This is a genomic window from Hominimerdicola alba, assembly GCF_900112155.1.
Classification (GTDB): Bacteria; Bacillota; Clostridia; order Oscillospirales; family Ruminococcaceae; genus Hominimerdicola; species Hominimerdicola alba_D.
This window is the reverse complement of sequence record NZ_FOKQ01000007.1, coordinates 87,877-109,115: the sequence shown is the minus strand read 5'-3', so window position 1 is coordinate 109,115 and position 21,239 is coordinate 87,877. Positions and strand designations below refer to the sequence as shown.

The window sequence follows — 21,239 nt, the reverse complement described above, 5'->3', positions numbered from 1 at the left end:
ACCTCCTTATATATGACACAGCAGATATATCCATATCGCCGCGAACGGGAAAGGCAAAGCACAGAAAACTATTTCAGCCGCTTTGCGCATTTTGCTCTCCGCAGATATCTTATCCTTTATCATCGCCGCACCAAGCAATATCTCAAATGCCATCAGCAGCCCCGAAGCTATCTGCAATAAACTGATACGAAGCCATGTCATATCAATATAATTATCCATATTCAGTGCATATTTATCCAGCAGATATTTTTTCTCCTCACCGCTGAATTTCCGCACTTTTCCGTCGATCACTGTTTTCTTATCAAAGTCGGCGTCCTTGTCAGCCCTGACGAACAGCCATGTGCCGTCCTCGGTACAGACCCTGTAAAAGTATTCGCTACCCGTAGGTATGTACCTGCAAAAGCTGTTTATTATCTCAAAATCCTCTTCTTTGTCATGATCGGTGATCTCAAATCCTGCATGACCATAAACAGGAGCTTTATCGATATTATTTATATCGGCCTCAGACTTTACAAGAAATCCCATCAGCCCGCTTAAAAGACATACAAGTGTGATGACTGCCGCCGCAGTACACCACAACCGCGGGTGTTTTTCGATCTTTTCAATAAGTGTACCGTTTTCGACCATACTGTTCTCTCCATGGATAATGCTGTGATCATCTCGGAGCTCACCACTGCGAACTCTTCGTTTATAACGCATCCGATTTGAACTCTAATAAGAATTATACCACATTATCCGCCGCAATTCAAGTGCATTCAGCAAGAAAAAAAGCACAGACAATCCGCCCGTAAAAGGCAACATCGCCTGTGCATATCTTTTAATTAGTAGTTCTGATCGCAAACAAAATTGCCTGTTGCGATGTTGTAAGCAACACTGTAACCGTGTGCACCGTTATCGGTGAAGAAGTAGTAGTAAGCATAACCGTTCTCTTCAGATCTGAACTGGCTGCCTGTAATATCGCCGTTGATCTCACCTGCAACTGCTGTACGTACTGTATTTTCAAGATCTGAGATATCTACCTCTGCCTGACTGCTGCTATCAGAAGCCTGGGACGAAGAGCCGTCACCGCTCTGAGCAGCCGATGAGCTGTCACCGGGTTCAGCAAAGTTTACTGCACTGCTGTCATTATCGCTCTGTGATGAAGTATCAGCACCGCTCTCGGTAGACTGTGCTGCTGATTCAGTAGATACTGCACTCTCTGTGGGCTGTGCATTTGTATCAGCGGGATCAGTTACAACGGGTTCATCATCTATGCCGTCGTCAACAGGTGTCTGATCCTGAGGCTGCTGTTCAACTGCGCTTGTAGCGGCAGGTCTTGCAGTGCCTGCATTGTCAGTACCATTATCATTGCCCTTTTTACCGAAGAGTCTCATGCCGATAAGTATCGCTGCTATAACGATTATAAGCACACCCACAGTAATAACAGCAGTTATGATGAACAGACGCTTTCTTGCTGACTCTTCCTCATAATCATCATCGTAACCATCATCAAAATCATCGAAGTCGTCGCCTGCAAAGAAATCATCATCTGCTCTGTCATCATCGATAACAGGAGCACTCTTCTTTCTGCTGCCGCCGTTGCTATTGCCGCGGCTGACATCGCTGTTATTGTTGTTCTTTGCATTTTCAGGCAGAACGAAACGCTTCGTCATATCATCATCGGGCTTTTTGAATACCTTTGTCTCGTCGCCGACACCGCCCTCAGATGTCATATTGCCGTCCTCATCGATAAGCAGATTGTGGCAGAACTTGCAAAGTACAGCCTCACCTGAAAGCTCCTTACCGCAGTACGGACAAGTTTTTGTTTTCATTTATATACCATTCCCCTCAGTAATGTAGTTCCAAATATAGTACCCCTAATCGGGGCATACTAATATGATAGCATAAATATCCGTAAAAATCAACCGTTTTTAACAAAAAAATCGGAAAAATTTCATCATATATCATGTTGTACAAAATACGAGGCGTTTTCGGGGAAATTTCGCAAAAGTGTCCAGAAAGTTATGTCAGCTCTTTCTTCTTCTCACCTGTATGCCGCCGAGGTTTGAACCTATGGACTCGATAGTTCTTTCATTCCTCTTATCGGACTGCTTTTTCTTCTTTCCGCCGCCCTGTCTGCGCTCAGGCTTGGGTGCTGCGGGCTTGGAGGGATCTTTCATTGTCAGGGATACTCTTCCGCGCTGCATATCAACATCCAGTACCCATACCTTAACAACGTCGCCGACCTTTACAACTTCCAGTGGATGCTTGATGAACTTGTCGCAAAGCTGGGATATATGCACCAGACCATCCTCATGCACGCCTATATCGATAAATGCACCGAAGTCGATAACGTTTCTTACAGTACCCATAAGCTCCATACCCGGTGTGAGGTCTTTCAGCTCCATAACGTCGCCGCTTCTCATCAGGGGAGGAGGCAACTCGTCACGAGGGTCACGGCCGGGCTTTTCAAGCTCCTTGACGATATCCGTAAGAGTAGGCAGACCTGTATCCAGTTCCTTTGCAAGAGCCGCAAGGTCGCGGTCTTTCATGGCAGAGGTGAGCTTTTCTGTGTTGCCTACATCGCTCTCATCTATGCCGCACTTCTCCAGAAGAGCCTTTGCTGCTGCGTAGCTCTCGGGGTGAATACCTGTATTGTCAAAGGGATTCTTAGCCTCGGGCACACGCAGGAAGCCTGCGCACTGCTCGTAAGCCTTAGCACCCAGCTTTTTAACTTTCAGCAGCTGTTTTCTGTCAGTGAATGCGCCGTTTTCTTCACGGTAAAGCACGATATTCTTAGCCACCGCGGAGTTGATGCCCGAAATATACGAAAGCAGAGAATATGATGCGGTATTTACATCAACACCTACCGAGTTAACGCAGTCCTCAACAACACCCTTGAGTGCATCGTCCATTCTTGCCTTGGGCATATCGTGCTGATACTGTCCCACGCCTACTGCCTTGGGGTCTATCTTTACAAGTTCCGCAAGGGGGTCCTGCAAACGTCTTGCGATGGATACAGCTGATCTCAGCGATACATCGTAATCAGGAAATTCCTCAGCTGCCAGTTTTGAAGCCGAGTAAACCGAAGCACCTGCCTCGGATACCACCATGTAGCTGACCTTGCGGTCGATACCGCGGATAAGATCAGCGGTGAAATCCTCAGTCTCACGGGAAGCTGTACCATTGCCGATAGCGATAGTAGTAACGCCGTACTTGTTTATCATCTTTGTGAGAACGCTCTTGGCTTCTTCCTTGCGGCGCTCGCTCTGGGTCAGGTAAACTATTGCAGTATCAAGCACCTTACCGGTTTCGTCAACAGTAGCCACCTTGCAGCCGTGGGCATATCCGGGGTCAAGACCAAGTGTTACGGTATTCTTCACAGGCGGTGCCATAAGCAGCTGACGAAGATTCGATGAGAACACCTTGATTGCGCCCTCCTGAGCATTTGCAGAAAGCTCAGCCCTTATCTCACGCTCAACAGATGGAGCGATAAGTCTGCTGAAGCTGTCATCACAGGCAGCAGCCACCAGCGTGCCGCAGGCGGAATCATTCTTCACATACTGACCGCGGCATATCTCCTCGCCCATTCCCTCGGGGATATCTATGCTGACTTTCAGTGCGCCCTCTTTCTCACCACGGTCAAGAGCAAGAACGCGGTGACCCGCAGTTTTCGATACATTCTCGCTGTACTCGAAATAGTTCTTATATACTACATCTGCTTCCTCGGAAGCCGCAGCAGAGGTTATCTTGCCAGACTTGTTGTAAGCTTCACGCAGAGCCTTTCTAAGCTCGGCATTATCGGAAACGTCCTCGGCGATTATATCCATAGCGCCCTGAACAGCCGCAGCTGCGTCAGCAACACCCTTTTCTTCATTAACAAAAGCAGCAGCCTCAGCGTTGGGATCGGTATCGGCAGACTGCGCCATGATAAGCTCAGCCAGAGGTTCAAGACCCTTCTCTCTTGCGATAGAAGCCCTGGTCTTTCTCTTGGGCTTGTATGGACGGTAGATGTCCTCAACTTCCACCAGCGTAACAGCCTTTTCGATAGCAGCGGCGATCTCATCGGTCATCTTTTCCTGTTCGGTTATGGCATTAACGACTTCCTCCTTGCGCTTTTCAAGGTTTCGGAGATAAGTCAGTCTGTCATAAAGCTCACGGATCACCTGATCGTCCAGCGAACCCGTAACTTCCTTACGGTAACGGGCAATAAAGGGTATGGTCTTGTCATCATCAAGAAGTGCTACAGTGTTGTCCACCTGTTCCTGTCTTAAATTGAATTCCTGTGCAAGGACTTTATTAATATCCATATCTACTTTCCTTTCCCCGCCGACTTCACGTGCGGTATCTTAGTATTATACCACAAAATGAGCAGATTGTAAAGCTGTATGCAAACAAATTCTCAAATTTAAATTTTCGATATGTCCATGGCGGTTCTCACATTTGTATAATTAATCAACGAATTTTTAGTTGATACGCGAACAACGTATAATTCGCCGCTCTGATTTTAGGAATATTGGTAATTGCTTTTTAATATCAGATATTGTATAATTTTGGATAAGGGTAAGGAGGTATTAATTATGAGTTCAGGTCGTTTTAACAGATATTTTCTTATTGATTATGAAAATGTTGGTGTATCAGGATTGAACGGTATAGATGAACTCACCGATTCGGACTCGGTCACCATATTTTTCAGCGAACACGCTCAGTCTCTGACTTTTGAATATCACAATAAGATCAATGCTGCAAAAGCAGATATCGACCTGATCATGGTGGAAGCCGGAGAAAAGAATGCTCTGGATTTTCAGCTATCCTCGTATCTTGGTTATATCATTTCGGAAAATATCAACTATTTTCCCGATGAACCTGTAACATACTATATTATAGCCAGAGATACCGGATACAAACCGCTTGTATCTTTCTGGAACAAAAAAGCTGAAATAAAGCAATTTACAGATCTATCTATGATGATCTCTACAAATGATTATCTTGCAGAGATAAGCGAAAAAAATTCTGCACAGAAAAAAGCTGTCATCGAAAACGGCATCACGCTGCCTGCGGGCTGTCAGATACCGCCAAATGCTGTAAACTATATTTTGGAAAACGTCGAAAGAAATATAAATCTTACTCAGGATATTTTAAATCTGTCCGCCATGGGTGGACTAAAAACGGATCTTCACAGCCTGCTTGTCAGGTCTTATAACAGAGACACCAAAAAAGCCGGTAATATCTATCAAACTATAAAACATCTTTTTGAATGAACAAATTCAAATACACATAAGCTGTGAAGCATTTACGCTCTGCAGCTTTTTATTTTACCAATAAAACACCAGATAAAAAGCCCGAAAGAGGCAGCCTCTTTCGGGCATATATTATTTTATCAGCGCCAGAGCAGCGTTTTTGTAGTTTTCATCTTCAGTGACTTCCTTTATCACCTTGATAAAATCAGGGAAAACTATCTCGGTGTTCTCGTCGCTCAGCTCGATCTCAGCAATAGCCTTGTCATCCCAAAAAGGATAAACATCTATCTCGTAATACAGGTTGTTCTCCGAAAGACAGTATCTGGTCTTTCTTATCTGCCTGCGGGAGGTATCTGCATCCATCAGCAGTGCTAGGTACTCTTCCTGGGTCAGTCTGCGTTCTATCTCGACGCGCTTCATGTCCGATATCTTTTTCTTTCTGGTGAGATAGTAAACAAAACTTCCGCCTGTGCCGCGCTGTCGCACCCTGACTTCATCACCGTTATCCGATTTAAGATAGGTCTGGATTATCTCAACACGGGAACAGTTAGGTAAAGCTTCAAGCTGAACTGTATCGGGGTACTCTATAAGGAATTTCCGCTCTATCTCCAGAGGTTCAGGTTCACCAAGGAACGAAGCTATCTCCGACATAAGACGCTGCATCTTACCCTCAAAATCGGTGGAGTTGTCAATTACCCTGAGGTGTGGATGACCAGTCCACGAAGCTATGAGCTTTTCATCTATCTCACGCGCCTGCTCGGGCGTCTCAGTTCTCGCCGAATTGTTCGACAGCGTATAAAACTTTTCTGCACCCTTAGCCGCAGTCACCAGATGGAACACCGCATCATAGTTGTCACGAAGCTCGACCTCTTTCATGCCGATACTGTCAAGCACCTCGGCAAATTCCTCTTTTGACATATATGCCTTGTTATCCAGAGCACCCCTGTCGCATACGATAAGATACTTATCTTTGCCCATAGTAGTTGCAGCACGCTGGAAAACTCTTTCTTTTTCAAGCTGCAAAGCAAACAGGCTCTTCTGAAAATCCACATTACTGCCGCAAGTCCAGGGCGCAACTCCGCCGCCTATCAGTTCGCTGGCAGTTTCTGGCACGAAAAGCACCGTGTAGCCCAGCTTGTCAAACTCTTTCATGATACGGCTCATAGCCGTGGATTTTCCTCCGCACGGTCCGCCCGTGATAACAATTTTTTTGATCTCCATACCCTGACCTCCAGACGATGTCTCACGCAGGCGGCGAACCGCTCACGCAATTATATTATAAAACACCGCCACACAAAAGTCAATAGTCACGCCCCTGTTTTACTCCGACAACAGGCTGTATCTGAACGCCTTTCAGCGCCATTTCCACCGTTTGCGACAGAAGCGAAAGATCAGCAACCATGGAAGCAGGCTTTTTCACGATATCATCCTGAGCGTAAGGCACAAAATAGTAGTTGCGGTAATTCTGCAATATTCCGATGTTTTTTGCACAAGCCCCCAGCGCATCATTTGTCGATATCGCTATCACTACAGGCAGACCGCTCCGAAGATGGCTTTTTACAGCCATGGTCAGCGGAGTGTCCGTTATGCCAACCGCCAGCTTTGCCGCCGAATTCGCTGTGCAGGGTGCAACGACCATAATATCACACATTCTTTTAGGTCCTATCGGCTCAGCATCTTCGATAGTCTTTATGATCTTTCTGCCTGCGATATCTTCAAGCCGCCCGATGTTGTCTGCCGCTTTTCCGAATCGTGTATCGACCTTCGCGGCATTGAATGACATTATTGGCAAAAGCTCCGCACCCATATCCCGAAGCCTTTCAGCTGCGGTAAAGCTTTTCTCAAATGTGCAGAAAGAACCCGACAGCCCATAGCCTATCCTGACACCTTTCAGTTTGTTTTCTGTTGGCAATTTGTTATCCCCCTCTCGTCTGTTATCTCCCTTATCGTTTCCGCGATCATCCTGCCTGCCGCCGCAGGTGCGGCTTTTCCCGGCAGTGCAAGAGCGTGTATCGCGTTTATCTCCAACCTTTTTGCCGCCGCGAAGTCAGTACCGCCGGGCTTCGATGCTAGGTCTATCACCGTACAGCCGGTCTTGACCGATGCCAGAACATCTTCCGTAAGAACCATCGCGGGGACTGTATTTATAATAGTATCGAATCTACCGATGTTTTCAGCAAGTTCGATCAACGGGAAACTGTCGAAACCCTCCGACCATGCCTGCGCAAGTACTTCGGGTCGTCTTGCGGCAACTGAACATTCAGCACCCGCCGCTTTGAAAAGCCGGGCACAGCACTTGCCCGTCCTTCCGAAACCGATGACCAGCACATCGCTTCCAAAGACCGTATCAGCGCTGTTTACCATTGCTATCATCAATGCGCCCTCCGCTGTGGGGATACTATTTTTAACAGCTAAGCTTTCCCGCTTGAAATAGTCTTCTATTTGCAGACCCATCTGCGAAAACAGCTTTTCCTGTTCGGCAGATATCCTGCCCCCAAGCACAAGGCCGCCTGTTTTTACCAGCGAAACCAGACTTTCAAGCCTTACCTTTTCTCCGCCGATATCTATGCTGTCCCCACACGATAAAAGCGGCAGTACAAGCACATCAGCCATTTCGGGCATATCCTCAGTAGATGATAATACCTCAGCTCCGACAGCCCCATCTATCCCTAGCTCGTAAACTTTACCAAAAGCGCACAACTTTTCACACATATATACCTGTCGCAGGTCTCCGCCCGCGCATAAAAACACAGCTTTATCCATGCCGCGACCTCCCGTTCGTTACTGTACTTTATAGTATGCGTGAGAAACAAGTCGGGTGAATGTATAAAAAAATCCCCCGAAGTCATGAGACCTCGGGGGAGATATTGTTGCAATTAATTGGGATTAGCCCAGCTCTGCAAAGTACTTGATAGTTCTTACCATCTGAGATGTGTAAGAATTCTCGTTGTCGTACCAAGAAACAACCTGTACCTCATAGAGGTCATCAGAGATCTTGGAAACCATTGTCTGAGTAGCATCGAACAGAGAACCATATCTCATGCCGATAACGTCAGAAGAAACGATAGGATCGGTGTTGTAACCGAAGCTCTCGGAAGCAGCAGCCTTCATAGCAGCGTTGATGCCGTCAGCTGTAACGTCAGCCTTCTTAACAACTGCAGTCAGGATAGTTGTAGAACCTGTAGGAACAGGAACTCTCTGTGCAGAACCGATCAGCTTGCCGTTCAGCTCAGGGATAACCAGACCGATTGCCTTAGCAGCACCGGTGCTGTTAGGAACGATGTTAGCAGCGCCAGCTCTAGCTCTTCTCATATCGCCCTTTCTGTGAGGACCATCGAGGATCATCTGATCGCCTGTGTAAGCGTGGATTGTGCTCATGATACCGCTCTGGATAGGAGCATAATCGTTCAGAGCCTTAGCCATAGGTGCGAGGCAGTTAGTTGTGCAGGAAGCAGCAGAAATGATCTTGTCATCCTTTGTCAGAGTCTTCTCGTTAACAGAGAAAACGATTGTAGGCAGATCATTGCCAGCAGGAGCAGAGATAACTACCTTCTTAGCGCCAGCATCGATGTGAGCCTGGCTCTTAGCCTTAGAGCAGTAGAAACCTGTGCACTCCAGAACAACGTCAACGCCCAGCTCGCCCCAAGGCAGCTCAGCAGCGTTAGCCTTTGCATAGATCTGAAGAGTCTTGCCATCAACAGTGATGGTGTTAGCCTCATCATCAGCAGAAACAGTGTGAGTATTCTCACCTATTCTACCACAGTAACCACCCTGAGCGGTGTCGAACTTCAGCAGGTTAGCCAGCATGGAGGGCTTAGTCAGGTCGTTGATAGCAACGATCTCATAACCCTCTGCACCGAACATCTGTCTGAAAGCCAGACGGCCGATACGACCAAAACCATTAATTGCAACTTTTACATTTGCCATTGTATTGTACCTCCTAGAAAAAAATTTCTGAATCTATTATACACCATTTCAGAAAATATTTCAAGCCCTTTTCCAAAAAAACTTATTATTTTTTACATCTTTTCCCGAAAAAAGCGCATTACGGCTTATTATTTCGGTACAGCATACCAAATTCACATACCGCATATCACAAATCATATCCTCGCAAATCGCCTGTTTTTTACTTATCCCAACAAGTAAAAACAGGCAGAGAGCATCTGCTCTCCGCCTGCAAATCATTTTATCAAACAGGGTGTACCTTGTTGTCAGCGTCGGAATGAGCGCCGTCAACACCGTACTTCTTGTCGCGTCTGTCCTTGAAGAACTTGGGAGCAACCTTCGGGAACATAGCGTAGGTCAGGATATCCTCCTCCTGCTCTGTCCACTCAGCGCACTCCTGCTTCATTGTCTCAAACTCAGGCTTAAGCAAGTCAGCAGGACGGCAGTCGATAGGCTCTTCGCCCTTGAGTATCATCTTGCGGAACTCGGGATCGATAGCCACGGGAGTCTTACCGTATTCGCCCTTAACAAGACCCTTGAACTCCTTGGTAACGGTCTTGTATCTCTCGCCCATGATAACGTTGAACACAGCCTGTGTACCAACGATCTGGGAAGTAGGAGTAACCAGAGGGGGGAAGCCCGAATCCTTACGCACCTTAGGAACTTCCTTCAGAACGTCCTCAAGCTGATCTGCCTTGCCTGCCTGCTTCAGCTGGCTGAGCAGGTTGGAAAGCATTCCGCCGGGAACCTGATACAGAAGTGCATTTGTGTTTGTAGCCAGCATGGAAGGATCCAGCAGACCATTGTCGATGTACTTCTTTCTCAGACCCATGAAGTAATCTCTTACCTCGTTCAGCTTGACAAGGTCAAGACCTGTGTCATACTCGGTGCCCTGGAATGTAGCAACGATAGACTCGGTAGGTGCATGAGAAGTACCCAGTGCCAGAGGCGACATAGCGGTATCAACTGCGTCAACACCAGCCTCAACAGCCTTCATGATACACATGGAAGCCAGACCTGAGGTGTAGTGAGTGTGCAGCTGTACAGGTATGGAAACAACAGACTTGATATCTCTTACCAGTGTCTCAGCCTCATAAGGTGTCAGCAGAGCAGCCATGTCCTTGATACAGATGGAGTCAGCGCCTGCCTCCTGGATGCGCTTAGCATAATCCATATAGTACTGATGAGTGAAAACTTCACCCAGAGTATAAGAGATAGCTACCTGAGCGTGACCCTTCTCCTTATTGGCAGCCTTGATAGCTGTCTGGAGATTTCTGATATCGTTCAGTGCGTCGAATATTCTTATGATATCGATACCGTTAGCGATAGACTTCTGAACAAAGTACTCTACCAGGTCATCAGCGTAGTGACGGTAACCCAGCATATTCTGTCCTCTGAACAGCATCTGCAGCTTGGTATTGGGCATTTCCTTTCTGAGTGTCCTCAGTCTCTCCCAAGGGTCCTCATTAAGAAAACGTATGCAGGAATCAAATGTAGCACCGCCCCAGCACTCGGCGGAATAGAAACCTATCTTGTCCATTGTGGAGAGGATCGGCTTCATATCGTCCATAGACATTCTCGTTGCCAGCAGAGACTGATGAGCGTCACGAAGAACTGTCTCGGTAATTTTAAGCTTAGCCATTATATATCGTTCCTTTCAGTGATAAGATGTCATCAGCCGATAACAGCCAGAACTGCGCCTGTATCAACCTGTGAGCCCTTTGTAGCATTGATGCTCAGAACCTTGCCTGCTACAGGAGCATTGATGTCGTTCTCCATCTTCATAGCTTCAAGCACTACGATAGCCTGACCTGCTGTAACTGTATCGCCAACAGCTACCTTTATATCAAGTACGTTGCCGGGCATAGGAGCAGTTACCTTTGTACCCTCAACATTAGCTGCGGGAGCAGCAGCGGGTGCAGGTGCAGCAGCGGGCTTTGCAGCAGGTGCGGGAGCAGCAGCCACAGGAGCAGCAGCGTCAGCGCCTACCTCCTCAACAGCTACATCATAAGCCTTACCGTTAACAGTGATATTATATCTTTTCATAACTATACCGTCCTTTACAATTAATTACTTATTAAAGCTGGATATTGCTGTGCTTCTTGGGCAGTCTGGATATCCTCTTGCCGCTCATCATAGCCAGAGCGTCAACAACAGCTGTTCTCAGCTGAGCAGCATCAACGATGCCGTCTACCAGACCGTTCACAGCAGCATTTGCTGCACTTGCCTGAGTCTTAGCGAACTCATCAGCCAGTGCCTGTCTTGCAGAAGCAAGATCGGATGCGCCTGTGAGCTTGTCATGCTCCATGAACTCAACAGCGGTAACGGGGTCGAGTGCGGAGATAACAGCTGTGGGCAGAGCGTATGCTACATCAGCATTTGCGCCCTTGCCTGCAAGTGCGATGTAAGCTGCGCCGTAAGCCTTGCCTGTTACTACGGATACCTTAGCGGTAGTAGCCTCAGCGTAAGCGTGAGCCAGCTTGCTCATGCTCTTTACAGCGCCTGCAGCTTCTGTATCATCGTTTCCTGCAAAGCCTTCTGTATCAACGAAGGTAACTACGGGAACAGCAAAAGCATCACAGGTACGAACGAATCTTGCGAGCTTAGCGCAGTCGTTCTCAGTCAGCTTATCCTTAGTCTTGTTAGTTGCAGCAACACCAACGGTCTCACCGTTTACAGTTGCCAGAGCAGTATAAGCAGCACCGCCGAAGCCCTCGCTGAGTTCGATAACGCTGTCAGCGTCGAAAACAGCCTTTGTCAGACTCTCGATGTCGCTGCCTGAAGCAGCAGCGGGCTCTTCATACTCGTATACGGGTACAGGAGAAAGGTTGTTTGCGGGAAGCTTCAGCAGGATAGCTCTAGCCTTCTCAACAGCAGCCTTATCATCATCGCAAACAGCGCATACAGTGCCGTTTGCAGCAGCATTTTCAGCAGAACCGTTGCTCTTTGCATTGGGAGCGGCATACAGGCTTGCATCCTTAGCCATTACAACGAAATCAGCAGCCTCAGCCAGCAGTGCAGCTGTGCCTGAGCATACGCCTGCAACAACAGCTATCTGGGGCACAACACCAGAAAGATTAGCAGTCCACAGCATCAGTTCGCCGTAAGCTCTCAGTGCAGCAGCGCTGTCATTGACATCTGCGCCGTAAGAATCATAAATACCTACAACAGGAGTACCTGTCTTGGCAGCCAGATCATAGATCTTAGCTATCTTTCTTGCGCCTGCCTCGGTCATAGCGCCGCTCTTAACGGAAACATCCTGAGAGAACGCATAGACAGGTTCGCCGTCAGCATAGCCATAGGCAGTTATAACGCCCGCAGCCTCGCCCGCGAAAGCGTCAAGCTCGGTAAATTTTCCTTCATCAAACAGATATGTCAGCCTTGTTCTTGCAGCGCTGTCAGCAATAAGTGCCTGAAGCTCTGCCAGAGACTTTTTTGTTTCAGACATACAGTTTCCTCCAATCGATTTAATTTGCGGGATAAAAAACTTAGATCAAACACAGTTTTTATCATAATTACACGGATACCATTATACCATTTATCTTCCAACATTTCAAGCCCGAATCTGCGAAAAAACCTCTTTTTACTTTTTGTTAACATTTTGATAAATCTTGATACAAATTCAAACCTGATTTTCACCCTCAAATTCCGACTGTTGACATTAATTATTGTTGACAACCGCAGAAATAAATGCTATACTATTCCTCAATAAAGAAATACATCCAAACAAAAGAACAGCAAAACAGACAACAAACGAGGAGTGTATACAAATGGAAATACTGAAAATGCTGGCTGCACCGCTGATAGGTGCGGTCATTGGTTATTTTACGAACTTTATCGCAGTGAAGATGCTATTCTTCCCCCATCATGAGGTATATCTGCTGGGACACCGCGTACCTTTCACCCCGGGTGCCATACCAAAGGGCAAGCCCCGCCTTGCAAAAGCTGTGGGCAGGGTCGTTGGCAATGAGCTTGTCACAAAAGATGATATCAAGGCAAAGCTTCTGGGCGGTGAGATCGAAGCCCGCATAACAGGTGCTATAACTCAGGAGCTTTCAAACAATATCCGCGATGAGATATGCAAGCTGACAAAATGCTCCGATGAGACCTATGCAGAGGGCAGTTCAAAACTCAGCGAGATGCTGAGCCGCCAGATAGTCGATGAGCTTTCGGCTTCTCAGCTGCCGGAGATAGTTGTGAACAAGTGCAATGATTCCATTGAGGAAAAGCTGAGCAATACCATGTTCGCAAAGCTTATCCCCGAAGAGAAGATACAGTCTTTCACCGCTCCACTGGTCGGCAAGATACGTTCTATGATCGACCGTGACGGAATGGACTGCGTGAAGCCTGTCATCGAGAACAAGATCTCAGATATCAGCGAGAAAAGCGGACTTGAACTGCTTGAACTCATAAAGGTCGATGAAGCCCGCCTTACAGAAATGGCCGGCAAAGTCTACCGCAGCGCTGTTAATAACTACATCGACAAGCTTTTTGAAAAGCTGGATTTTGCAGTCATGGTGGAAGACAAGATCAACGATATGTCCATTGAAAAAATGGAGGATCTGGTACAGACCGTCATGAAGAAGGAACTGAGCACCATAGTTAACCTCGGTGCGCTGATAGGCTTTGTCCTTGGACTTTTCAACCTTATCCTGAAATGACAAATATACTCAGTCAAGATAAATGGGATGTCCCGCTTGTGGTCATCCCATATTTTTTATCCGATAGTTTCACGCCTATTGACATACCAAATATCTCATGTTAGAATATAATGGTAATTTTTGATACAACCGAAACGAGGCATACCGATGAATATCACATATATCCACGAACCCACCGACCTGCAGTGCGGTCAGGCTGTGCTTGCAATGGTACTGGGACTTTCCGCTGAACAAGTAGTGAGCGACCTGAACAACGACCGCGAGACTACCCTTAAGGAAATGAAATCATATCTGCGAAATCATGGCGCATGGGTATCCGATGAGCGCATAGCTGTTACAGATAAAGAACAGCTCCCGCCCCTGTGTATGCTCAGCCTTGAAACTCCAAGATGCTGGCACTGGTCACTGTACTGCGAGGGGACTTTCTACGACCCCGAACACGGAGTTATGTCGGATTTTCCTGCCTCAAACCGCCGCTACTACTGGCAGATAAAGCTCTGATGAAATACTAAAACAAACGGAGGACAGCCGTACCAAAGAAGTACAGCGTCCTCCGATTTTTGTTTTGCCGAGATCAGGTCTTGTTGCCCGCGAACTGTGTGCGGTAAAGTTCGTAGTAACAGCCTTTCTGCGCGATAAGTTCCTCGTGTCTTCCCTTTTCTGCGACCTTTCCGCCGTCGATGACGACTATCATATCAGCATCGCGTATGGTTGAAAGACGATGTGCGATTATCAGCGATGTGCGGTTCTTCATCAGTGCCACCATAGCGGATTGTATATGCATCTCCGTTCTGGTATCAACGCTTGAAGTCGCTTCATCGAGAATAAGTATCTTTGGGTCCGCAAGCACTGCCCTTGCTATGGCAAGAAGCTGTCTTTGTCCCTGTGATAGATTCGATCCACCCTCGGCAAGCTGAGTTTTATAGCCCTCGGGCAGATGTCTTATGAACGCATCTGCATTTGCATGAGCCGCCGCACGGCGTACATCTTCATCAGGAGCATCTTCCTTGCCGTATCGGATATTCTCTTCGATACTGCCCTTGAAAAGCACAGTATCCTGCAAAACTATACCAACGGACTTTCTCAGTTCGTCCATACGCATATCCCTGATATCCACACCGTCAACGGTTATACGGCCGCTGTCGGCTTCATAGAATCTGGTCAGCAGATTTACAACAGTGGTCTTGCCCGAACCTGTCGCGCCAACTATTGCTATCTTCATACCCTGTGCAATATCGAGATCAAGCCCTTTTAGCACAGGCTTCTCGGGATCATAGCTGAAATGTATATCCTCGAACTTTATCTCGCCACGGATATCCTCTGCGGTGATAGCATTTGTACCCTCGTCAGTTTCGGGAGTTGTTTCCATTACCTCAAAAATACGTTCAGCGCCTGCGATGGCTGTCTGGATATTGGCATACTGGTTGGCTATCTCGTTTATGGGTCTTGAAAACTGCTTTGAGTAGAGTATGAATGCCTGTATCGTACCAACGGTTATCCAGCCCTTGTAGCTGAACCAGCCGCCGAATGCGGCTATCATTACAAAGCCGAAGTTTCCTATACAGTTCATCAGCGGACCCATAACACCCGCACATATCTGCGCACGTATACCCGTCCTGCGCAGTTCATCGCTCATCACGTTGAAGTCATCAACAGCCGCCTGTTCCTTTGAATAAGAAACAACAGTACGGTGTCCCGTTACCATCTCTTCAACATGACCGTTCAGCTTACCCAGTATTATCTGCTGTTTCAGGAAATATCTGCGCATATACTTGGTCATCTTCGCTGAAACGAAAACAGTCAGCACCACGGTGGAAAGTGATATCAGCGTAAGCAGCGGCGAGTAGGTCAGCATTATTATTATAGAACCCACGACCGTCAGCACACCCGATATCAGCGAGCCTATGGACTGCGATACCGTATTGGAGATATTCTCTACATCGTTTGTCATACGGCTCATTATATCGCCGTGACGGTGAGTATCAAAGTACTTTATCGGAAGTTTAACAAGGTCGCCGAAGAGGTCGCGCCTCATGGTCGATACCGTCTTCTGTGAAAGCCTCGCAGAGAATATCCCCTGCATATACGAGAATACCGAGTTCAGCAGATAAACTGTGCCAAGGGCTATAAGTATCTTAATGAGCTTTTCGGTATCAACATTCAGCTTTTTATCATCAAGAGTTATGCAGTCTATGGCTATCTGCTGGATGTACGGTGCAGCCAGACCAAGCAGAGTTATCATCAGCATAACAGCCATAAGCCCGAAGAACAGGTATTTGCTCCTGCCGATGTATCTAAGCAGCTTGCCCAGAGTTTCACGTGCGTTCTTGGGCTTTTCTGCGTTTATCAGCGCAGACTGTCTTCCTCCCGGCTGCTGCTTGTTGTTAGGATTTGGTGGCATAGGGGGCATTACGCTTCACCTCCCTGAGTTTTTATCTGCGAGTTGTAGATATCCCTGTAGACCTCGCAGTTTTTCAGCAGTGCGTCATGACTGTCACAGCCGACTATCCTGCCGCGGTCTAGAACCACTATCCTGTCACAGCTTTTTACACTTGCGATACGCTGTGCAATGGTTATGACCGTTGTGCCTTTGAGACCCTCTCTCAGCTGAGCTCTCAGCCTTGCTTCCGTGCCGAGGTCAAGGGCAGATGTTGAATCGTCAAATATAAGTATCTCGGGCTTTTTCAGGATTGCTCTCGCTATGGACATACGCTGTTTCTGTCCGCCAGAAAGTGATGCGCCTTTCTCGGCTATCATGCTGTCGTAGCCCTCGGGCATACGGCTTATGAATTCGTCAGCCTGAGCTATCTTTGCGGCGCTGATGACTTCTTCATCGGTGGCATCATCTTTGCCCCAGCGGATATTTTCAGCTACGGTAGCGGAGAAAAGCTCGCTCTTCTGCAAAACTATGCCCACCCTTTGTCTGAGGTCTTCCAGTCCAAATTCACGGACATTTACACCATCCACAAGAACTTCGCCTTGGTCAGCATCGTAAAAGCGGGGTATCAGGTTAACCAGTGAGGATTTGCCCGAGCCTGTGGCACCGAGGATCGCTATGTTCTCCCCAGCTGCGATATCAAGGTCAATGTCAGTAAGCACGGGTTCGCCGCTGGATTCGGGATATGCAAAGGTAACGCCCCTGAATGTAACTGTACCTTTTTTAGTACCAATATCCCCGCCATTGCCGTCCCTGATAACAGGCTCGGTATCAAGCACCTCGTTGATACGCTTTGCAGATGCGCTCGCCCTTGCCATGGTCTGGAACATCATGGATATCATCATAATACCATGGAGCACCTGGGTAAGATAGGTTATCGCAGCCATTACCTCGCCTACTTTCATCTCCTTAGCCTGGACCTGCCAGCCGCCGATGTATATGACCGCCATCACCGAGAAATTCATTATCACCATAAGTATCGGCGAAAGCAGTGCCATAAGCTCCTGCACTTTCAGGTTGGCTACGGTAAGTCCCATATTTGCGCCCTCAAAACGTTCCTGCTCGTGCTTTTCACGTACATACGCCTTTACTACTCTGGCACCCGTGACATTCTCCTGCATAACGGAGTTCACACTGTCCAGACGACTTGCAACTATGGCATATAAAGGGTTGGCTTTACGCATTATCAGTATAACGATAAGTGCTTCAACAGGCAGTGCCACCGCGATTATCGTGCCGAAACTCCGCGCAAGGGTCAGCATCATTATTATGCCGCCGATGAACATTATTATGTTTCGCACAAATCCTCGTATCAGAAAATCCACCATCTGCTGAATAGCGGTAACATCAGCGGTTATCCTTGTTACCAGCGAGCCCGTTGTGAATTTGTCCGTCTGCTGGAATGACAGCCCCATTACCCGCTTGAAGAGGTCATTCCTCACATCTCTCGAAAATCCCTGTGAGGCGCACCCCGCAAAAAACGCAGATGCCGAGCCGCAGAGAGCTCCGAAAATAACGGTACACAGCATTATTATGCCCGTTCTTATTATCAGCCCGTAATCACTGCCCAGAACACCATCGTCCACTATTTTGGACATAAGCTTAGGCTGGAGCAGATCCATAGATACTTCTCCCACCATGCTGATGGGTGCCAGCAGTACAAAAGGCAGATATGGTCTTATGTATTTTGCAAGCTTCACTTATCTTCCTCCTCCAGCAGATTTTTCAGTATTTTCCGCATTGTCGCCGTCATGGCATCAAGCTCCTCCTGAGGTATGCCTTTCACCATATCAGCGTCCGCCCCGCGGAATATGCTTCGCACCTGATCGACTTTTTCGCGACCCTTATCGGTGAGATAGACTTTAACCTGACGCATATCCTCGGTATCGGCTTCACGGCGGACAAGCCCCTCGCTCTCCATCTTGCCCAGCGCCACCGAGACTGTCGGCGCAGTAAGATGAGTGCGCTGTACCAGCTGCAGCTGTGTCGCGCCCTCATTCTGGAAAAGCTCCATCAGAAGCTTGTGATGCCCGTGGGAGATACCACAGCGCTCACATTCACGCCTTACGCGGTGCATAAACAGCCGCGAGATGTCATTGATGAACATTGACGGCTTTGCATCGGGTCTTTCAAGCAGCATACGCGGCATTTTTGTGTGATCGTTTTTGTGACCCATCAACTTTCCTCCTATATTAGTTAGTTTACTAACTAATCATATCACTGTATAAGAAGTTTGTCAACCGTATTTTATGAAAAAGTCACCGCACCGAAAAATTTCTTCAAACCCCTTGATTTTTCTGAAAAAGTGTGCTATAATAATTAAGCTGTTTTAATACAGTACGCAGATGTACCCAAGTGGCTGAAGGGTCCGCACTCGAAATGCGGTAGGGCGGCAATACCGTCGCGAGAGTTCAAATCTCTCCATCTGCGCTTATATTGAAGTTTCAAGCCATAGTGTTTCTGATATGCAGTCGGAAGTACTATGGCGTTTCTGTTAACTGCGAAGCAAGGCTGTGATATAATGGATAATTGGACACCCCCGACTGACGAAATAACACATATTTTCAGTTCGTTTTTTGATGATACTTTGATCTCATGTCAGGTGATCAATACAAGCAGAGGCGACAGTGATTTCAGAGAAACTATCATTGCAAAAACAGGATCGGGCAGCAAGTGGGTCATAAAGCTTGCTGATAATGATTTTACTTTTCCCGATAAGATAAAGGTGTGGCAGAGGACTGTGTCGGAGTATCTTGCACTTGGTTACTATTGCCCAAAGATCATTTGTGATAAAACGGGCGGCTTCCCGGTCGTTGAGTATAACGGACATAAATGTGTGGCTTATGCCGAAGAGTATTCGCTGTATGACTTGATAGAGGACAGAAGATCGGGCGAAAGTGATCGGGTCGAACCTATTTCAGATAGCTTAAAAAATGATATCTGGAGCATGACAGCAAAGGTGGCTGCAAAATACTTTGACTATACGGAATATCCCTCCGCATACTGTCTGTTTGAAAAATTCTGCCCGAGTGATAAATACGATGAGGTGCTTGAAAATGCACTGAACTGGAAAGAGTGTGCAGATACACTTCCAAAGGAATTCAGCGTACAGGTGCAAAGAATATGGCGCTTGTGGACAGACAACAGGGATGCACTGGAAAAGGTCTATAAAAAGCTCCCTACATCTGTCTTTCAGGCAGACCTTAATCCAACGAATATACTTGTTGATAAGGACGGAAGATTTGTAGGTATATATGACTTTAATCTTTGCGGTAAAGATGTCTTTCTCAATTATCTCATGCGTGAAAACTACGAAAATTTTGAAGCTGAGCTCAAGTTAATATGCAGTGCGCTTAAAATATCCAGCGAATACTATCATTTTTCTGATATCGAAAAGGATACCGCTTTGATGCTGTACCGCTGTCTTAAACCGTTGTGGTATACCAGAGTTGAAATGCTGAAAAAGCTTAAAGGAAATAATGCCGCAATAGAAGCATTCCTTGATCAGACGGAATACTATCTTACTGCGAATATAGATTTTAAAGCATATATGGAATAGCATTCTATCCTGATTTTTCAAAGGAAACAAAAAACACAATGCCCCGAAGAGATCAGGATCAACTTCAGAACAAAACTTATATACTGATATCTGTCGAATGTTAGAAATCTTTTTGTATCCTTCATCGATTTAACCAGAAAAAGTTCAGACAAACACAGAAAAATAATCACAAAAAGGATTGATTATCCGTTTCAACTGTGATATAATAGAAAAGTATCATCATGAGCAGCGATAATCTCTATGACATATCTGCTGCATCAGAACATTTGGATATACTTATCTAAAACAGAAAGGTTCGAGGTGTTTCATTATGAAGAAGATCATTTCAGGCAAGGTAAGAGAGGTATACGAAACAGACGGCGGCGAGCTTATCATGGTCACCACCGACAGAATTTCCGCATTCGATGTTATTCTTGATTCCACCATACCCAACAAGGGCAAGGCGCTGAATCAGATAGCACTTTACTGGTTCGACCTTACAAAGGATATCGTTCCCAACCACATCATCACAGACGATATCTCCAAGATGCCTGCTGAAATATCACAGGATAAGGAGCAGTACGAGGGCAGGACTATCATGTCCAAGAAGCTGAAGATGCTCCCCTACGAGTTCATTGTAAGAGGCTATATGTTCGGCAGTATGTGGGGCGAATATCAGAAGACCAAGACATTCTGCGGTCAGCCCGTTGAAGGCGACTATCAGCTCGCTGAAAAGCTTGCTCAGCCTATGGTAACACCTTCCGTTAAGAATAATGAGGGTCACGATGAGAACATCACCCTCGACAGACTCAGAGCTGAGATCGGCGCTGAAGAAGCTGACAGGATTGCTGATATCTGCGTTAAGATCTACAACAAGTGCTATGAGGACGCTCAGAAGAAGGGTCTGATAATCGCTGATACCAAGTTTGAATTCGGTTATGATGAGAACGGTGTACTTACTCTCGGTGATGAGGTAATGACTCCCGACTCCAGCCGTTTCTGGGCAGCTGAGGATTACAAGACAGGCGTATCTCCCAGATCTTACGATAAGCAGTTCGTTCGTGACTGGCTCATCGAGAACAACCTCAACGGTGTTACACCTGCTCCCAAGCTCCCCGAGGAGATTGCAGAAAAGACAGCTGCTCTCTACAAGGAATGCTACACCAAGATCACAGGCAGAGATTCCTACAAGTAAATCAGATATAAAAACAGTCCCGCAGTCAGAAAAATCTGCGGGACATTTTTTTATCACACTATTTTGGGCAAAACAAAAACCGATATCCGCAAAGGATATCGGCATGAAAAAGAGCTGCTACCCAGATTCGAACTGGGGACCTCATCCTTACCAAGGATGTGCTCTACCACCTGAGCCATAGCAGCTAACAGTCGGTCGTTTTGATCACTCTCGTCAACCGACTTATATATTATACACCATAAAA

18 protein-coding genes and 2 tRNA genes are annotated in these 21,239 nt (G+C 46.9%); 6 read left to right on the top strand and 14 right to left on the bottom strand.

Features of this window, described 5'->3' with window-relative positions; all coding sequences use genetic code 11:
* Window positions 1–6: 6 nt before the first annotated feature.
* The 3 genes from BM265_RS05845 to BM265_RS05835 all read right to left on the bottom strand — a co-directional run bounded on the left by BM265_RS05845 (window position 7) and on the right by BM265_RS05835 (window position 4,289).
* Window positions 7–627, bottom strand: coding sequence for a hypothetical protein (locus tag BM265_RS05845; RefSeq protein WP_074960626.1), 621 nt, complete (start codon window positions 625–627; stop codon window positions 7–9).
* Window positions 628–821: 194 nt separating this feature from the next.
* Window positions 822–1,811 (bottom strand): hypothetical protein, encoded by a 990-nt coding sequence (locus BM265_RS05840; protein WP_074960625.1) that lies wholly within the window; start codon window positions 1,809–1,811, stop codon window positions 822–824.
* A 195-nt stretch (window positions 1,812–2,006) separates the two neighbouring features.
* Complete coding sequence (locus tag BM265_RS05835; protein WP_074960624.1) at window positions 2,007–4,289, bottom strand: Tex family protein; 2,283 nt, start codon at window positions 4,287–4,289, stop codon at window positions 2,007–2,009.
* Between the two features lie 270 nt (window positions 4,290–4,559).
* On the opposite strand from BM265_RS05835, the gene BM265_RS05830 reads away from it, so the two are divergent.
* The gene (locus BM265_RS05830) at window positions 4,560–5,240 is read left to right on the top strand and encodes a PIN domain-containing protein (RefSeq protein ID WP_074960623.1); all 681 of its coding nucleotides are present in this window, start codon (window positions 4,560–4,562) and stop codon (window positions 5,238–5,240) included.
* Window positions 5,241–5,351: 111 nt separating this feature from the next.
* Here the strand turns inward: BM265_RS05830 and BM265_RS05825 are convergent, their stop codons facing one another.
* The 7 genes from BM265_RS05825 to BM265_RS05795 form a co-directional block, all read right to left on the bottom strand.
* Window positions 5,352–6,440 (bottom strand): AAA family ATPase, encoded by a 1,089-nt coding sequence (locus BM265_RS05825; protein ID WP_074960622.1) that lies wholly within the window; start codon window positions 6,438–6,440, stop codon window positions 5,352–5,354.
* A gap of 79 nt (window positions 6,441–6,519) precedes the next feature.
* Window positions 6,520–7,131 carry a dipicolinate synthase subunit B gene (locus BM265_RS05820; RefSeq protein ID WP_074960621.1) on the bottom strand — a complete coding sequence of 204 codons (612 nt, stop codon included), beginning with the start codon at window positions 7,129–7,131 and terminating at the stop codon, window positions 6,520–6,522.
* Window positions 7,110–7,982, bottom strand: a complete 873-nt coding sequence (locus tag BM265_RS05815; RefSeq protein WP_074960620.1) for a dipicolinate synthase subunit DpsA — start codon at window positions 7,980–7,982, stop codon at window positions 7,110–7,112. Before BM265_RS05815 ends, BM265_RS05820 begins: the two co-directional genes overlap by 22 nt.
* 123 nt (window positions 7,983–8,105) lie before the next feature.
* Window positions 8,106–9,146 (bottom strand): type I glyceraldehyde-3-phosphate dehydrogenase, encoded by a 1,041-nt coding sequence (gene gap / locus BM265_RS05810; protein ID WP_074960619.1) that lies wholly within the window; start codon window positions 9,144–9,146, stop codon window positions 8,106–8,108.
* Window positions 9,147–9,408: 262 nt separating this feature from the next.
* Entirely contained in the window at window positions 9,409–10,806 is a 1,398-nt protein-coding gene (locus BM265_RS05805) for an oxaloacetate decarboxylase subunit alpha (RefSeq protein WP_074960618.1), read from the bottom strand.
* A gap of 32 nt (window positions 10,807–10,838) precedes the next feature.
* Window positions 10,839–11,210 carry a biotin/lipoyl-containing protein gene (locus tag BM265_RS05800; RefSeq protein WP_037284343.1) on the bottom strand — a complete coding sequence of 124 codons (372 nt, stop codon included), beginning with the start codon at window positions 11,208–11,210 and terminating at the stop codon, window positions 10,839–10,841.
* Window positions 11,211–11,241: 31 nt separating this feature from the next.
* Window positions 11,242–12,612 carry a carboxyl transferase domain-containing protein gene (locus BM265_RS05795; protein WP_074960617.1) on the bottom strand — a complete coding sequence of 457 codons (1,371 nt, stop codon included), beginning with the start codon at window positions 12,610–12,612 and terminating at the stop codon, window positions 11,242–11,244.
* A 322-nt stretch (window positions 12,613–12,934) separates the two neighbouring features.
* On the opposite strand from BM265_RS05795, the gene BM265_RS05790 reads away from it, so the two are divergent.
* A complete protein-coding gene (locus BM265_RS05790) occupies window positions 12,935–13,825 on the top strand; it encodes a DUF445 domain-containing protein (protein ID WP_074960616.1) in 891 nt (296 codons plus the stop codon).
* Between the two features lie 147 nt (window positions 13,826–13,972).
* Window positions 13,973–14,326 (top strand): hypothetical protein, encoded by a 354-nt coding sequence (locus tag BM265_RS05785; protein ID WP_074960615.1) that lies wholly within the window; start codon window positions 13,973–13,975, stop codon window positions 14,324–14,326.
* Window positions 14,327–14,399: 73 nt separating this feature from the next.
* On the opposite strand, the gene BM265_RS05780 is transcribed toward BM265_RS05785, so the two are convergent.
* Genes BM265_RS05780 through BM265_RS05770 form a run of 3 tightly spaced genes read right to left on the bottom strand, consistent with a single transcriptional unit; the run spans window position 14,400 to window position 18,438 of the window.
* Complete coding sequence (locus tag BM265_RS05780; RefSeq protein ID WP_074960614.1) at window positions 14,400–16,235, bottom strand: ABC transporter ATP-binding protein; 1,836 nt, start codon at window positions 16,233–16,235, stop codon at window positions 14,400–14,402.
* Complete coding sequence (locus tag BM265_RS05775) at window positions 16,235–17,962, bottom strand: ABC transporter ATP-binding protein (protein ID WP_177219547.1); 1,728 nt, start codon at window positions 17,960–17,962, stop codon at window positions 16,235–16,237. The genes BM265_RS05780 and BM265_RS05775 overlap by 1 nt, the downstream gene beginning before the upstream one ends.
* Window positions 17,959–18,438 (bottom strand): MarR family winged helix-turn-helix transcriptional regulator, encoded by a 480-nt coding sequence (locus BM265_RS05770; protein WP_074960613.1) that lies wholly within the window; start codon window positions 18,436–18,438, stop codon window positions 17,959–17,961. The genes BM265_RS05775 and BM265_RS05770 overlap by 4 nt, the downstream gene beginning before the upstream one ends.
* 165 nt (window positions 18,439–18,603) lie before the next feature.
* Here BM265_RS05770 and BM265_RS05765 point away from each other — a divergent pair.
* The 3 genes from BM265_RS05765 to BM265_RS05755 all read left to right on the top strand — a co-directional run bounded on the left by BM265_RS05765 (window position 18,604) and on the right by BM265_RS05755 (window position 20,995).
* Window positions 18,604–18,692 (top strand) — tRNA-Ser (locus tag BM265_RS05765).
* A gap of 91 nt (window positions 18,693–18,783) precedes the next feature.
* On the top strand, window positions 18,784–19,821 hold the full coding sequence (locus BM265_RS05760) for a phosphotransferase (RefSeq protein WP_207646956.1): 1,038 nt from the start codon (window positions 18,784–18,786) through the stop codon (window positions 19,819–19,821).
* Between the two features lie 310 nt (window positions 19,822–20,131).
* On the top strand, window positions 20,132–20,995 hold the full coding sequence (locus BM265_RS05755) for a phosphoribosylaminoimidazolesuccinocarboxamide synthase (RefSeq protein WP_074960611.1): 864 nt from the start codon (window positions 20,132–20,134) through the stop codon (window positions 20,993–20,995).
* A 112-nt stretch (window positions 20,996–21,107) separates the two neighbouring features.
* Here the strand turns inward: BM265_RS05755 and BM265_RS05750 are convergent.
* Window positions 21,108–21,180, bottom strand: a tRNA-Thr gene (locus BM265_RS05750).
* Window positions 21,181–21,239: the final 59 nt, after the last annotated feature.

Coding starts and splice junctions, on each gene's coding strand:
- BM265_RS05825 (WP_074960622.1), bottom strand. CDS start 6,440: ATGGAGATCAAAAAAATTGTTATCACGGGCGGACCGTGCGGAGGAAAA.
- BM265_RS05760 (WP_207646956.1), top strand. CDS start 18,784: ATGGATAATTGGACACCCCCGACTGACGAAATAACACATATTTTCAGT.
- BM265_RS05835 (WP_074960624.1), bottom strand. CDS start 4,289: ATGGATATTAATAAAGTCCTTGCACAGGAATTCAATTTAAGACAGGAA.
- BM265_RS05785 (WP_074960615.1), top strand. CDS start 13,973: ATGAATATCACATATATCCACGAACCCACCGACCTGCAGTGCGGTCAG.
- BM265_RS05830 (WP_074960623.1), top strand. CDS start 4,560: ATGAGTTCAGGTCGTTTTAACAGATATTTTCTTATTGATTATGAAAAT.
- BM265_RS05800 (WP_037284343.1), bottom strand. CDS start 11,210: ATGAAAAGATATAATATCACTGTTAACGGTAAGGCTTATGATGTAGCT.
- BM265_RS05840 (WP_074960625.1), bottom strand. CDS start 1,811: ATGAAAACAAAAACTTGTCCGTACTGCGGTAAGGAGCTTTCAGGTGAG.
- BM265_RS05815 (WP_074960620.1), bottom strand. CDS start 7,982: ATGGATAAAGCTGTGTTTTTATGCGCGGGCGGAGACCTGCGACAGGTA.
- BM265_RS05805 (WP_074960618.1), bottom strand. CDS start 10,806: ATGGCTAAGCTTAAAATTACCGAGACAGTTCTTCGTGACGCTCATCAG.
- BM265_RS05790 (WP_074960616.1), top strand. CDS start 12,935: ATGGAAATACTGAAAATGCTGGCTGCACCGCTGATAGGTGCGGTCATT.
- BM265_RS05795 (WP_074960617.1), bottom strand. CDS start 12,612: ATGTCTGAAACAAAAAAGTCTCTGGCAGAGCTTCAGGCACTTATTGCT.
- BM265_RS05755 (WP_074960611.1), top strand. CDS start 20,132: ATGAAGAAGATCATTTCAGGCAAGGTAAGAGAGGTATACGAAACAGAC.
- BM265_RS05770 (WP_074960613.1), bottom strand. CDS start 18,438: ATGGGTCACAAAAACGATCACACAAAAATGCCGCGTATGCTGCTTGAA.
- gap (WP_074960619.1), bottom strand. CDS start 9,146: ATGGCAAATGTAAAAGTTGCAATTAATGGTTTTGGTCGTATCGGCCGT.
- BM265_RS05780 (WP_074960614.1), bottom strand. CDS start 16,235: ATGCCCCCTATGCCACCAAATCCTAACAACAAGCAGCAGCCGGGAGGA.
- BM265_RS05845 (WP_074960626.1), bottom strand. CDS start 627: ATGGTCGAAAACGGTACACTTATTGAAAAGATCGAAAAACACCCGCGG.